Annotated in this window: 12 protein-coding genes, 1 tRNA gene and 2 pseudogenes; 8 read left to right on the forward strand and 7 right to left on the reverse strand. The window is 67.8% G+C overall.

Annotation, left to right across the window (positions count from 1 at the left end; translation table 11 throughout):
* Window positions 1–419 precede the first annotated feature (419 nt).
* Window positions 420–650, reverse strand: a complete 231-nt coding sequence (locus ACZ6JY_RS35160) for a hypothetical protein (protein ID WP_469202655.1) — start codon at window positions 648–650, stop codon at window positions 420–422.
* Window positions 651–888: 238 nt separating this feature from the next.
* Here ACZ6JY_RS35160 and ACZ6JY_RS35165 point away from each other — a divergent pair, with 238 nt between their 5' ends.
* The 6 genes and pseudogenes from ACZ6JY_RS35165 to ACZ6JY_RS35190 form a co-directional block, all read left to right on the forward strand.
* The gene (locus ACZ6JY_RS35165) at window positions 889–1,413 is read left to right on the forward strand and encodes a hypothetical protein (protein WP_469202657.1); all 525 of its coding nucleotides are present in this window, start codon (window positions 889–891) and stop codon (window positions 1,411–1,413) included.
* 89 nt (window positions 1,414–1,502) lie between these two features.
* Window positions 1,503–2,885, forward strand: a complete 1,383-nt coding sequence (locus ACZ6JY_RS35170; RefSeq protein ID WP_469202659.1) for a hypothetical protein — start codon at window positions 1,503–1,505, stop codon at window positions 2,883–2,885.
* The gene (locus ACZ6JY_RS35175) at window positions 2,882–3,466 is read left to right on the forward strand and encodes a hypothetical protein (RefSeq protein ID WP_469202661.1); all 585 of its coding nucleotides are present in this window, start codon (window positions 2,882–2,884) and stop codon (window positions 3,464–3,466) included. The genes ACZ6JY_RS35170 and ACZ6JY_RS35175 overlap by 4 nt, the downstream gene beginning before the upstream one ends.
* A gap of 15 nt (window positions 3,467–3,481) precedes the next feature.
* Window positions 3,482–4,228: an ABC transporter ATP-binding protein gene (locus ACZ6JY_RS35180; RefSeq protein ID WP_469202662.1), complete on the forward strand. Its 747-nt coding sequence runs from the start codon at window positions 3,482–3,484 to the stop codon at window positions 4,226–4,228.
* A 986-nt stretch (window positions 4,229–5,214) separates the two neighbouring features.
* Window positions 5,215–5,965: pseudogene (locus tag ACZ6JY_RS35185) on the forward strand (transposase family protein).
* 135 nt (window positions 5,966–6,100) lie between these two features.
* Window positions 6,101–6,369, forward strand: a pseudogene (locus tag ACZ6JY_RS35190) (helix-turn-helix domain-containing protein); the annotation flags it as partial.
* A gap of 281 nt (window positions 6,370–6,650) precedes the next feature.
* On the opposite strand, the gene ACZ6JY_RS35195 reads toward ACZ6JY_RS35190, so the two are convergent.
* Window positions 6,651–7,424: a transposase family protein gene (locus tag ACZ6JY_RS35195; RefSeq protein ID WP_469202918.1), complete on the reverse strand. Its 774-nt coding sequence runs from the start codon at window positions 7,422–7,424 to the stop codon at window positions 6,651–6,653.
* 448 nt (window positions 7,425–7,872) lie between these two features.
* On the opposite strand from ACZ6JY_RS35195, the gene ACZ6JY_RS35200 reads away from it, so the two are divergent.
* Window positions 7,873–8,061 carry a hypothetical protein gene (locus ACZ6JY_RS35200; protein ID WP_469202664.1) on the forward strand — a complete coding sequence of 63 codons (189 nt, stop codon included), beginning with the start codon at window positions 7,873–7,875 and terminating at the stop codon, window positions 8,059–8,061.
* 12 nt (window positions 8,062–8,073) lie between these two features.
* On the opposite strand, the gene ACZ6JY_RS35205 is transcribed toward ACZ6JY_RS35200, so the two are convergent.
* Window positions 8,074–8,235 carry a hypothetical protein gene (locus tag ACZ6JY_RS35205; RefSeq protein ID WP_469202666.1) on the reverse strand — a complete coding sequence of 54 codons (162 nt, stop codon included), beginning with the start codon at window positions 8,233–8,235 and terminating at the stop codon, window positions 8,074–8,076.
* A gap of 155 nt (window positions 8,236–8,390) precedes the next feature.
* Here ACZ6JY_RS35205 and ACZ6JY_RS35210 point away from each other — a divergent pair, with 155 nt between their 5' ends.
* On the forward strand, window positions 8,391–8,993 hold the full coding sequence (locus tag ACZ6JY_RS35210; RefSeq protein WP_469202667.1) for a site-specific integrase: 603 nt from the start codon (window positions 8,391–8,393) through the stop codon (window positions 8,991–8,993).
* Between the two features lie 100 nt (window positions 8,994–9,093).
* Here the strand turns inward: ACZ6JY_RS35210 and ACZ6JY_RS35215 are convergent.
* The 4 genes from ACZ6JY_RS35215 to ACZ6JY_RS35230 all read right to left on the reverse strand — a co-directional run bounded on the left by ACZ6JY_RS35215 (window position 9,094) and on the right by ACZ6JY_RS35230 (window position 12,232).
* Window positions 9,094–9,167: transfer RNA gene (locus ACZ6JY_RS35215), tRNA-Pro, on the reverse strand.
* 60 nt (window positions 9,168–9,227) lie between these two features.
* On the reverse strand, window positions 9,228–10,607 hold the full coding sequence (locus tag ACZ6JY_RS35220; RefSeq protein ID WP_469202669.1) for an MFS transporter: 1,380 nt from the start codon (window positions 10,605–10,607) through the stop codon (window positions 9,228–9,230).
* Between the two features lie 96 nt (window positions 10,608–10,703).
* On the reverse strand, window positions 10,704–11,084 hold the full coding sequence (locus ACZ6JY_RS35225; RefSeq protein WP_469202671.1) for an MmcQ/YjbR family DNA-binding protein: 381 nt from the start codon (window positions 11,082–11,084) through the stop codon (window positions 10,704–10,706).
* Window positions 11,085–11,248: 164 nt separating this feature from the next.
* Window positions 11,249–12,232, reverse strand: a complete 984-nt coding sequence (locus tag ACZ6JY_RS35230; protein WP_469202673.1) for an alpha/beta fold hydrolase — start codon at window positions 12,230–12,232, stop codon at window positions 11,249–11,251.
* Window positions 12,233–12,489 lie beyond the last annotated feature (257 nt).

Raw genomic sequence — 12,489 nt, forward strand, 5'->3', positions numbered from 1 at the left:
ACTCCAACCAGCGATGCGGATCCAAGACCACTCTCGCCGCCCTCCACCGACCCCGAACAGGACGACAGAAGACTCGCGCGACACCAACCTCACCGCATCAAGAACGGTGCACTTTCATCCGTACGCGGTGGTGCATGTTCACTTGTACGCCGACACCAGGCCGCCGAGTATCAGGTACCTCGGGCTCGGGACTGCTGCCCGGCTCCTCCAGGCCGATCACGCTTGCGGGCAGGTCACTGGCTCCTGCCATGAGAACGCCCAGCCAGCCTTTGGCCAGCCGTCTTTCGATGGTGTCCAGAGGCAGGACTTCCGCTCCCCCGGCTCGCCGAGAAGACTCACAACAAAGATCAACACCTCAAACACGCCTTAGGACGACGAAGCTTTTGTTCCGCCGCGGAGCCGACTGACGGTTTTGACGGTCAGTGGAGGAAGCCGTCTGACCAGGCGGTCAGTTGGCCTGGGTAGGCGGAGTCGGCCCAGATCTGGGTGATCTGCGGTTGCATGAGGCACAGGCGCCAGAGGAGTTCGCGAACGGCGTCATGGTCGGTGGTGTCGGTGGGTGTCACCGTGATCATCACGGGCAGGCCGAGGGTGTGGACGCCTCGACCACGCCCTGACAGCCAGTCGACCTGACCGCTGCCGCGGGTCACAACTGCTCAGGCCCCACTGCTAATCGGCCATAGTTTGCAGGTGACGCGGAAGTGTGGCCTCCGTCACGGCGGGTGACGTCGCCTCCTGATTATGTGATCTTCACCAAACGGGCACAGAGTCATCACCGGTATCGGGGGTTCCGTTGTGCCCGAGGCCACTTCCTGGAGGGGGACTTCTCACCGCATGTCTACCGCTACGACCAGACGCCGGACACTCGCCCGCACCTCCGCGGTTCTCGTGAGCGCGCTCGCAGCAACCACGTTGCTCACCTCGGCCGCCACCGCCGACGACACCAACCCCACCGGTGACACCGTCGACATCGCTGACGACGCCGGTACGGTCAGTCTTGACGAGGATGGCCTGTTCGAACTGCAGTCCCCGGACGACGGCGAGATCCAGACTCGGAACTGGACCCGCGGTCTCAATAACTGGAAACCCAGCAATCACGAATCCAGGCACTGGTCGGACAACGACTACACCGAGGTCAAGTTCACCAACTGCTCCCTGAGCGGCGCACCGGGTAAGTCGTTGCATGTGCAGCTGCATCAGGCCATTCCGTTCGGCCTGGACAAGAGCCTGGGCTCCAAGCGCTTCTCCAAGTGCTTCAAGGGTTCGGGCCACACATCGAAGGGTGAGTGGGACACGCACGTCTCCAACGGCGACAACCGCTACTTCACCATCCCCAAGCACAACGATTCCGAGTACATCCACACATCCTTGGACGTTAAGAAGGTCTACGTCGATACCTCAAAGGCAGACTAGCCGCGGCTGAAGCGGCATGACGCAGAGCCGGGAAGCGCCCACGCCGCTTCCCGGCTTCCCCCATTTCTTCACAGAGCGGTCTCGTCTCCTTGAACCTTCGCACCCGACTGCGCACCACCCCGGCCGTGTGGACTGCGCCGATCTGGCTCGGGATCATCGGCTTCTACTACTTCTACGCCCTGCACTTCGAAGACTCCTACCAGGAAGTCGTCAACGGCCCGCTGTGGGCACCCGAACAGGTCGAAGCAGCGCTGTCCTACTTCTACGCCTTCGCCTACGCCATCACCCTCGGGCTCGCCGTGTGGGAGGGCGGGCGGTTGAAGCGTGACGGCATATGGCAACTTGCCCCGGGCCGGTCCCGCTATCGCGTGGCCGCCCACACGCTGGCCCCCGTAGTGGCCGCGGGCTGGCTGGTGGTTGTGCTGCCGGTGGCAATGCGTCTGATCGAGACCCGGCTCGTGCCATCACCGGCCGCACTGACGCCGCTGGTCATGGCGATGGGCATCGTATGCGCGTACGCGGTGATCGGCTGTGCCCTCGGCCACCTCACCCCTCGCGTGATCAGCGCGCCGTTGTCTGCCGTCGCCGTGTTTTACGTGATCGTTCACACCGTGAAGTACGATGACCCGACATGGCCCAGGCACCTGTCGGGTCAGCCGGACACCTCCCTCGGATTCGGCGAGGAGTATGGTGCCGCCACGCTCTTTGCCCCGTTCCTTTTCATCGCCGCGCTGGCATCGGCAGTGGCTGCGTGGTGGATTCGTACGGCAGCCCAGGGCCGGTGGGCGATACGCGGCGGCGGCGCAGTGGCAGCCGTGGCGCTCATGGCCACGTGTGCCAACATCGCAGGAGGCTGGGCCATCGCGGACGGGCCCGTCACCTCTCATCACGCCGCAGCGCGCTGCACCGGCAGCGCACCGCGGGTCTGCATGGCCGAGACCGGCGGCGCGGTGGAAAAACTCGACCAGGTACGCCAGCAGATCATGACGTCGACGGCCAAGCTCCGTGCCGCGGGAGTCCAGGTGCGCATGCCCGTCACCGTCTCCGACAGCCTCCTCAACGGCCGCGACCGCAAAGCCTCGTCGAACACCATCTGGTGGCTTCCGCTCTCCCGGCAGGCCGGACAGACGAAGGGCGGCATGACCGCCATCCGATACGCCGTCCTGCGCAACAGCGTCACTTTCCCATGCGCCTTCCCCGCTTCCTTCGAGTCCGCGCCCTCGGCCGACTACGTCGTCAACCACGACGCAGCCATGTTGTGGGCCGCCGCCGTCATCGACGCAGACCGGCCCTACCTGGCATGGCGCAAAGGGGAGTACGGCGGCGTATTTGAGAACCCCGGCCAGGTCCTGGACAAGGTCACGCAACGAGCCGGTCACGCCTTGAAGCTCTCCGCCCGGCAGCAGACCGCCTGGTTCCACAAGGAGCAGGCCAAGGCTTGCCGCCTCAACGACCAGGGGACCAAGTCGTGATCTGGTGGGTCAAGGCCCGCCGCCTGCTCCCCGTGCTGGTGCCCGGCACCGCCGCATGCATTCTCCTCGTTGCCCTCGCACACGACCAGGCCATCGAGCTGCCCGGCATGCTGACCGCCGGCGCCAACCAGGTGTTCCTCATGCAGCTCACCCCCCTCCTGATCACATCCACCCTGGCCCACTGCCTCACCCAGCGTTTGGAAGAGGCTGAAGTGGTGGCCACCCGGAACCTGCGTCGCCTCGACATAGGGGCGGTCCTGACATGCGTGTCTGCCGTGGCGGTTGCCGGGTTGGCCATCGGGGCCACGGCAGGTTCGGACGAGGCGACCACGATCGGCCGCAACACCGCCTTCCTCACGGGCCTCATGCTGCTCGCCGAAGCCGTGCACCGCAAGACGGCCACAGTGGCACCGGTCGGATGGGTCTTCGCCATCATGTTCCTCGGATACTCCGATTACCACCGCCCCTGGCCGTGGGCCGTGACCCTGCACGCCCCGACCAGCCTCCCCGCTCTCACCGTCTGCCTGCTCGTCTTCCTCGGCGGTCTCGTCGCGCAGGCCCGCACCCGCCGCACCATATGAAAGGCCGTCCCCTCCATGCCCGTTGAACTGAATGCGGTGTCCTACGCCTACGGCCGCAGCAAACCCCGCATCCTCGACCAGTTGACCTACACCACCCCGCACGGCTTCACGGTCCTGCTCGGCCCCAACGGCGCCGGCAAATCCACGCTGCTGAAGCTCGCCGCCGGCGTCAACCATCCCGCCACCGGCGCTGTGCGTCTGGGCCGCCTGTCGTCGGCGACCCGGGAGTACCGCACCAAGGTCGCCTGGATGCCCCAGACCATCACCGCGATGACCGGTCTCACTGCCCGCGAACAAGTCGCCTACACGGGCTGGCTCAAAGGCATGAACCGCGCAGACGCCTGGGAAGCAGCGGCCATCGCCCTGGACCGGGTACAGATGAAGGAACGCGCCGACATGAGAACCAAACAACTTTCCGGCGGTCAGCTGCGGCGGATCGGCGTGGCTTCCGCCCTCGTGCACAACGCCCGCGTTCTGCTCCTGGACGAACCCACCGCCGGAATGGACCCCACCCAGCGCCGTGTCTTCCGTGATCTGATCCTCCGCCTCGCCACCGACGAGGTACAGGTGCTGATGTCCACCCACGACGTTGCCGACCTCGCCGAAGAAGCCGACCACGTCACTGTCCTCACCGAAGGCCTCATCACCTTCACTGGAACCACCCGCGACTTCCTTGCCCACGCCCCCGTCCAAACCCCGGCAGGACGACAGGCCGAAGCGGCCTACACCGCCATTTCCACCCCTTCCCTCTCCTCCAGGTAGTCCAGCGGCGAGGCCGGGGGGTGGTTGAGTTCCGGCGTACGGCAGGAATCTACTGGTGCCGCTCCGGAAGGGGCGAAAGCAAGCGGACTCGCTGTCCAGCGCACGCGAGATGACTGCAACGTCGTGATCACCGCCAAGCTCTGAGCCGAACGGCCCCAGCCTCCAGTCCGCCGGGATCGATCCCTGCGGTCATCATGGCGCCATGATGACGGAACCCTCCCGCCTCGCCTAGCGGCAGATGCCCGCCCGGGCCGCCACCGTCGGGGAGTGCGAGAACTGCGGTAACGTGGTACATCTCCGGCGGGCCCGGCGGGCGAAAATCGCGACGCGGGCCCACCGTGGGCTGCCTCACCTGAGCGACCCTGACGACGCGTCGGCCCCAATTGAGCAGGTGCGCGTCCACCGCCGTCGTGATGCCGCCGCGGCGCGTGCCCAGGCGGTGCGCCGGGCCCGGGCCGATCGTGATGCCCGGAAGAGGCAGGACGCTGGGCGGTGCGATCGACAGGGCTGCTGGGGCATCGCGGCTGGTACGTACGGCGTGAGTCGAGCCAAGAGGGCGATCTGGTTGATGAACTCCGTGGGTGACACGAGTGTTGGCAGGATGGAGTGGGGGAATTTGTGCGCACAGACAGGATCCAGACGGCGGTGATCGGCGGAGCGGAACTTGGATGAGCCGTTGATGCTGCCGATGGAAGCGATCGAGCTGGATGCATGCCGCCGCACCTACGAGGATGACACCATTTGGCGCAGGTCAGGACCGAGGCATTCGCTAGGCCGATCGGATGGTCCGCTCTGGAGGGAGTGCGAGATAACGGAGCGCGGATTGTCAACGCCGACGATTGCGGAGATCGTTCAGCCGCAACGCGCCTCACTGAGCCGTTTCCAAGCTGGCGTACCTGAGGGCGAGTTGGACAACCCTGCGCAAGGACGAAGCTCCTGGTAGATGGGTTCTCGACCAAGATCACCCGTGTTCGCCAGGAGCTGCCGTGCTTGTCTATCCATCCTCGATTGATCTGTCCAGCCGCACTCTGCGGTTCCAGACGGGGCAACTGACCATGAGACGGCAGGAGAACGGGACGCGGTGGCGACGCCTGTCCGCCGCACCTCAGGCCCTGCTCGCTCTGGCTCATCTGCGGTGCGGTGACACCTACGCCCAGCTCGCCGCCGGGTTCGGCATCGTCCACCGCCTACCGCTACATACGGGAAACCGTCGAGATCCTGTCCACCCTCGGCCCGACCCTGACCGAGGCGATGAAGACCATCCGGGCGAAGGCGTTCGTCATCCTCGACGGCACCCTGCTGCCCATTGACCCCATCGCCGCCGACACCCCGTACTACTCCGGGAAACACAACCGTCACGGCATGAACGTCCAGATTCTCACCGATCCGTTCGGCCGTCTGCTGTGGGTCTCGCCAGCGTTGCCCGGCTCGACCCACGACCTCACCGCCGCCCGGCACCACGGGGTCACCGACGCCCTGGCCGATGCAGGGCTCAAATGCTGGGCCGATAAGGCGTATCAAGGCGCCGGCGGGCCCGCCCGCGTCCCGTTCTCAGGCCGCCAACTCAAACGATGGAAGCCTCGCCACAACACCACTCACGCGAAGATCCGCTGTGTCGGTGAGCAGGCCATGGCAACCCTCAAGGGCTGGCGGCTCTTGCGGAGACTCCGCTGCAGCACCAACCGCATCACCAACGTGGTGAAGGCCGTCCTCGTCCTTCAGCACGCATCAGGGTGAGGTTGGAAAGAGCTCAGTCAGCTCTTTCAGTGTGGCCACTGAACGGGTGAGGGGGTCGATGTCAGCAATGCACGAGGCTTCCGCGCCGTGGAGGGGAGGGCTTGGTCGCCTCATCTCTCCGGCACAGCAGCCTCGTTGCTCGCCCATCCTGCCGCACTCGACCTGCCGCACGCTCTGGTCGAGTGGGTCACCATGCTCATCATCACCCGTGAGAGTGACCGCCGTTGCAAGCTCCCGTCACACCAGCATGCCCTGGGCGGCATGGTGTACCTGCGCAGACACGGCACCCTCGCCCAGGTCGCCCTCGGCTTCGGCATCTTCGTGGAACCGCCCACGCCTACACAGCAGCCGTCATCGACCTGCTCGCCGACCGCGCGCCCGGCCTGCTGCGCACTCCGCGCGAAGCCAGGATGGCTGTCAGCCGCTCCTCCGCCTATTGCAGAAACTGCCACAAGAGCCCGCTGATTTCGGCCCCCTGTGGCTGGCCTTGCCGAGCTTTCTGCCTTCTCCGACCCCTGCCGCTGATGGCCTCATCCAGTGCGACACATTCCGAGGACGCCGCATGGGCCTCCTCCAGTTCGGTCTTCAAAGAGTCGTTGAGCGCTGAGGCTGCGTCTGCGACCGACCGCCACCCGCCACTGCCCGGCCCATGCTCCTCCTTCCGAGCATTGAGCCTTTTCCAACCTCATGCTGAAGTAGCGAGGTGAAGGGCGAGTATCGCTCGCACGAGGCTGGTGATCCGCGTGGTGCTGCATCGGATCTTCCGGAGGATGCGCCAGCACTTCAGGGTGGCCATGGCCTGTTCGCCGACGCACCGGATCTTGGCGTGAGTGGTGTTGTGACGTCGCTGCCATCGCTTGAACTTCCGGCCTCGGATCGGGACGCGGATGTGGCGGCCGGCGCCCTGGTAGGCGCGATCGGCCCAGCACTCCAGGTCGGCGTCTGCCAGGGCTGCGACGAGCCCGTGAGCGCGAGCGCCGGTCAGATCGTGGGTGGAACCGGGCAGGGCCGGAGATGCCCAGATGAGACGTCCAAAGGGGTCGGTCAGCACCTGCACGTTCATGCCGTGACGTTTATGTTTCCCCGAGTAGTACGGGCGGTCGGCGGCGATCCGGTCGATCGGCAGCAAGGTGCCGTCCAGGATGACGAAGGCTTTGCGTCGCGCGGTTGCCATGGCCTCGGTCAGCGTGGGGGCGAGAGCGGCGAGTACATCGATGGCCTCTCGTATGTAGCGGTAGGCCGTGGCGATGCCGATGTTGAACCCTGTGGCGAGCCGGGCGTAGGTGTCACCGCACCGCAGATGGGCCAGGGCGAGCAGGGCCTGCCGCCCGGTGGAAAGACGTCGCCACCAGGTACCGACCTTGCCTCTCCGTGCGGCAAGTTGCCTGCTCAGGAAGCGCAAAGTGCGGCTGGACAGATCAATGGCGGACGGGTAGACAGCACGCGAAGCTCCTGGCAGACAGGGTGATCTTGGTCGTGAACCCGTCTACCAGGAGCTTCGTCGTTCCGTACAACCCTCCGCCACCAACGACCATGCACAGTCATCAGGTTGGGAGAGGCTCAATGAGCCGGTAGCAGCCATCGCCAACGCCGAACCACATCACGAGAAGGAGGCCGCAGCTTACCCTGCAGCTCCTCCCAACCATGTTCATTTCGTCTCACGGGATAACCAGGCGCCTCTCCTGACCAACACCTGGTATTCGACCAGTGACCTCGCCGCTCGTCTGATCTCGGAACGCGTCGTCATGTACAGCGTCCTCGACGTCGAGGAACGGTTGCGCCGCCGACGTACTGTCCCTGCCAAGGGGCTCAATGGCCGATAAGACCAGTGTTCCTGTCGGTGTCCGGCTCTCCACCGATATCGAGTACCGGCCTGACCGCCCCACTCCGTATCGGGCGCGCGTCCGGTGGACCGATCCGAGCAGCAGCACCGCCAGTCACTGTCCGAGGGAAAGGACAGCGAAGACGAAGCGCAGGAATGGCTCCAGGCCATCATCGAGGCCGCTCAGGCCGACCTGAGCCCGTCGCTGGCCACCATGAAGCTCGCCGAGTACGGCGACGCGAACATGGATCTCGCCATGCGCGGCTGGAGTTGAAGACGCTGGACCCTACCTGTCGGGATGGCGGATGCGCGTGGTCCCCGCCCTCGGCCACCTCGCGGTACGGATGATCAGCAACGGCGTCGTCGACCGCACCGTGCAGAACTGGATCGCCGACGAGCCCAGCCGCTCGACGGCGAAGAACACCATCGCCGTCCTGGTCCGCGTCATGGAGCAGGCAGTCCGAAACGGCATCATCACGGTCAACCCCGCCCGGGTGACGGGCTGGCAGAAGCTCTACAAGCAGGCCGAGGACGAACTCCTCGACCCACGGGCTGTGGCCCCTGCCCGACTGGGAGACCCTCATCGCGCTGGCCGACACACTCGTGGCCGCCTCCCACGACCACTACCGCGGCTGGGGCGACGTCGTCCTCTTCGCCGCGCGCACCGCCGCACGGATCGGCGAGGTCTCCGGATGCCGCGTCGGTGACATCGACACCAGCCAGTGGATCTGGACCGTGCGGCGCCAGACCACACCCGCACCCGACGGACTGACCGACAAGGGCACAAGGGCAAGCGCGCCCGCAAGGTTCCCATCGTCGAGGAGCCCCCCCCCCCCCGTCGCCCAGCGCGTCCAGTCCGCCGGCCCCGATCCCGATGCCCGCCTCCTCACCGGCCCGCCCGGCGGACGCATCTCCACCGCCGTCCTGCGCTACGCCACCCACTGGGACGACGTGGTCACCAAGCCCGGCTACGAGCACCTGCGCCGCCACGACCTCCGGCACACAGGACTGACCTGGTTCGCCAACGCAGGCGTACAGGTCCATGTCCTGCGACGCATTGCCGGCCACGGCTCGCTGACCACCACCCAGCGCTACCTCCACCCGGACGTACACAAGATCACGGCCGCAGGCGCAGCACTCTCCGCACACCTCAGCGTGCTCCGCGCACCCCGCTCCCTGCCGAGCCCGGTCGTCATGACCCGCTGACACCGGTCAAGGAGGCTGGTCCCCCAACTGGTCCCCAAGAACGGCTCAGGGCCGGTTTCGGATTTCTCCGAAACCGGCCCTGACCTGCGACTGTCTCCAGTCGGGACGACAGGATTTGAACCTGCGACCCCTTGACCCCCAGTCAAGTGCGCTACCAAGCTGCGCCACGTCCCGGTGCCCGTGTGACCTGGGGTTTCCCCCTGGCTGAACGCGCACGGAAACAATACCGCACTCCTACTGGTGATCGCTCACCCCTTTCGGGGCGGGGGCTCCCTTTAACTCAACCTTGCTTGAGGTTTCCGCCCTCGGCGTGGGTGCTCGCGCGCCCGGCTGGGCCGCGTCCCACGCCGTGGCCGGAGGCCGCCGGGGGCCGGTCTGGGCGTCGACCCTGACCAGGCCGCGTATCGCCGGCACCGAAAGCAGGGCCAGGCAGACCACCACCGTCATCGCGCCGCCCGTGATCAGTACCGCCTCCGCGCCGAAGGCACTCGCGGCGGGGCCCGCCAGCGCCTGGCCCACCGGGAGCATCGCGAGCGAGCCCGCGACGTCGTACGCGTGGATGCGGTTCAGGACGTCCGGGGGCACCTGGGTCTGGACGCTCGTGGCCCACATCACACCCCAGAACGACGCTCCCGCGCCCGCGACGGCCGCGCCCGCCGCCATCAGCGGGACGTCGAGCTGGGCGCCCACCGCCGTCGGGAACGCGCAGTACGCGACGAGCGCGAAGCTTCCGGCGCGGAGCATGCGGCGGGGGCGCAGCCGCAGGGCGATCAGGCCGCCGACCACGGTGCCCGCGCCGAGGGCGGAGTTCACCAGGCCGTAGGCGCCCGAACCGTGCTCCTGCACGACCAGGGTGGCCACGAGCGGCACGGTCGGGCCGATGGTCGTGATCATGAACGCGCTGTAGACCGCGATGACGCCCCACAGCCAGGTGCGGGCCCTGAACTCCCGCCAGCCCTGGACCAGGTCCGCCCGGAAGCCCTCACTGTGCGGCTGCGAGCCCGGGCGCGCGGGCGGGAGGCGGAGCAGGACGAGGCACAGTGCGCTCAGTCCGTACGTGGCCGCGTGCGCGGCGAAGACCGCGCCGGGTGAGGCCAGGCCGACCAGGACGCCGGCCACGGCCGGTCCCGCCAGGGAGGCGGTCGACTCGGCCACGCGTATCGCTCCGTTGGCCTTCTGCACGTCGGCGGCGAGGCGCGGGACCGTACTGGCGACGCCCGGCTGGAACAGCGCCGCCGCCGCGCCGTTGACCGCGCCGATCACACAGATCTGCCAGAGGACGACGTGGCCGGTGAAGAAGAAGACCGCCGCGAGGGACTGGGCGCCGAGGCGGACCAGGTCGGCGCCGATCATGAGCAGCCGCGTGCTGAACCGGTCGGCGAAGACCCCGCCGAAGATCACGAGCCCCGCGAAGCAGACGGTGGTCGCGGCCATGGCGAGGCCGACTGCCCCAGCGCCGTGCCCGTGCCGCAGCAGCCCCGCCGCGAGGGCGACGGGCAGCATGGTGTCCCCGAGCTTGGCCACGGCCCGCGCCCCGAAGAAGAGCCCGAAATCCCGGCTCCAGATGCTGGTGTCCCCGCCCCGCGCCCCGGTCTCTGACGGCACGCCCGCCACCCCTCCCCTGTAGTTGTGACGGGATCATGCCATGCGGCACAGACTGCGTTCGCTCAGTTCTTCCGTGGACCTCTACGTGGATGTCCACGCAGACATCTATGCCGTGGGTGGGACACCCAACTCCGGGTGCTCCTCCAGAAGTCGCGGTGGCGCCGCCTGGCGCCAGGAGTCCGACAGGATGTCCGTCAGCTCCTCCGCGTCCAGCTCCGCCAACCGCACCCTCACCCACGCCGAAGCCGCCTCGTGGGCGGCGACCCAGAACTTCTTCGGCTCGGCGAGGACCAGCTCGTCGCGCTCCACCTTCGGGCAGCGCACCGCGATGGACGTCTCGTCGTCGGGAACCGTCACGAACATCTTTCCGGACACGCGGAACGTGGGCATGCCCCACGCGAGCTTCTCCACCGTGTCGGGCAGGGCGAGGGTGATGCGGCGCACGTCATCGGAGGTGACGCGGGCCCGGGATCTGGCTTTCGGCATGGCAGGAACGTTAGCCAACGCCACTGACAGCGCCCGACGCCCCCGGGCGGGCCACGCCCGGAGCCAGCGGGTCAGGGGGTCAGGGGGTCAGCGGGCCACGCCCGGAGCCAGGGGGTCAGCGGGCCTCACCCGCACCACCCCTCACCCTCAGCCCCTCACCCCCCTCACAGCACCCGCTCGTCCAGCCACGCCCTCAAGTCCTCCTGCACCTCGTCCCGGTTGGTCTCGTTCAGGATCTCGTGGCGCGCGTCCCGGTAGCCCTTCCACGTGAGGTCCTCCACACCCACGTACCGGAAGTCCTCCAGGAGTTCGTGGACCAGCGTCATCCCCTGGTTGCACGGGTCCTGCTCCCCCACCGCCACGTGGACCGGCAGATCGGCCGGGACGCGCGCGAGGCTGCGCGGATCGTTGATCTTGCGCACGGCACGCACCCAGTCGAGGGAGAGCCCCGCCGAGAAGGCGAACCCGCAGCGCTCGTCGGCGACGTACGCGTCGACCTCCGCCTCGTCGCGCGAGAGCCACTCGAAGCCCGTACGGTGCGGATACGGGTCGTTGAACGAGGCGAAGAGATCGGGGACGTACGAGGAGAGCGCGGCGCGCCCGCCCTCGGCGATCTCCCCCTCCAGGCGCTCGATCGCCCCCTGCGTATCGGCGCCGGGCAGCGAGCGGAACGTACCCGAGAGGATCAGGCCCGCGAGGCCGTCCGCGTACTCCTGGGCGTAGTCCCGCGCGAGCATCGAGCCGAGGCTGTGCCCCAGGAGGAAGAACGGGAGCCCGGGGTGCAGGGTGCGCACCTGGTCGCCGATGGCCTTGAGGTCGTCGACGATCGCCCGCCAGCTGTCGGCGTCGTCCGCGCCCCCGCCCTTGGAGGTCACCCCGTAGCCGCCGGTGGCCTGCGCGGTGGCGCCGTGGCCCCGGTGGTCGGAGGCGACGACGCCGTAGCCGTGCGCGGTCAGGTGCCGGGCGAAGCGGTCGTAGCGCAGGGCGTGTTCGGCGGCTCCGTGCGCGATCTGCACGTAGGCGCGCGGCCTGCCGTCGGCGGGCAGCCAGGTGTACGTGGCGACGGGCACGCCGTCCGCCGCGTTGAGCAGCCCCGCGGTGTACGTGGCGGAGGTGGTGGTCGTCGCGTCGTCGACTCGGTCGGGCATCGCAGCGGGCTCCCTATTACGGCGGTGTGCGGCTGTCGTGCGGGGCCGGGCCCTGCCGGGCACCCGGCCGGTTTCCCTCCGTCCCAGCCTCCCCCGCGTCCGCCCTGCCATGCGGACCACTCGCCGGGCGGGGTCCACTCATCGCCGGTCCGTCCCCGCCGCCACCCCGCCTCCACCTCGCCCCCTCCCGACCCATTGACCCCCCGCAGGCCCGGAACCTACCCTGAACCCCGCTCGATGTAAGCGCTTTCTAGCGG

Source organism: Streptomyces sp. NPDC046335 (assembly GCF_055587985.1).

Bases quoted from the DNA above. Each gene is read 5' to 3' on its own strand.
- ACZ6JY_RS35180 (WP_469202662.1), top strand. From the start codon at position 3,482: ATGCCCGTTGAACTGAATGCGGTGTCCTACGCCTACGGCCGCAGCAAA.
- ACZ6JY_RS35205 (WP_469202666.1), bottom strand. From the start codon at position 8,235: ATGACGCGGACCAGGACGGCGATGGTGTTCTTCGCCGTCGAGCGGCTG.
- ACZ6JY_RS35225 (WP_469202671.1), bottom strand. From the start codon at position 11,084: ATGCCGAAAGCCAGATCCCGGGCCCGCGTCACCTCCGATGACGTGCGC.
- ACZ6JY_RS35230 (WP_469202673.1), bottom strand. From the start codon at position 12,232: ATGCCCGACCGAGTCGACGACGCGACGACCACCACCTCCGCCACGTAC.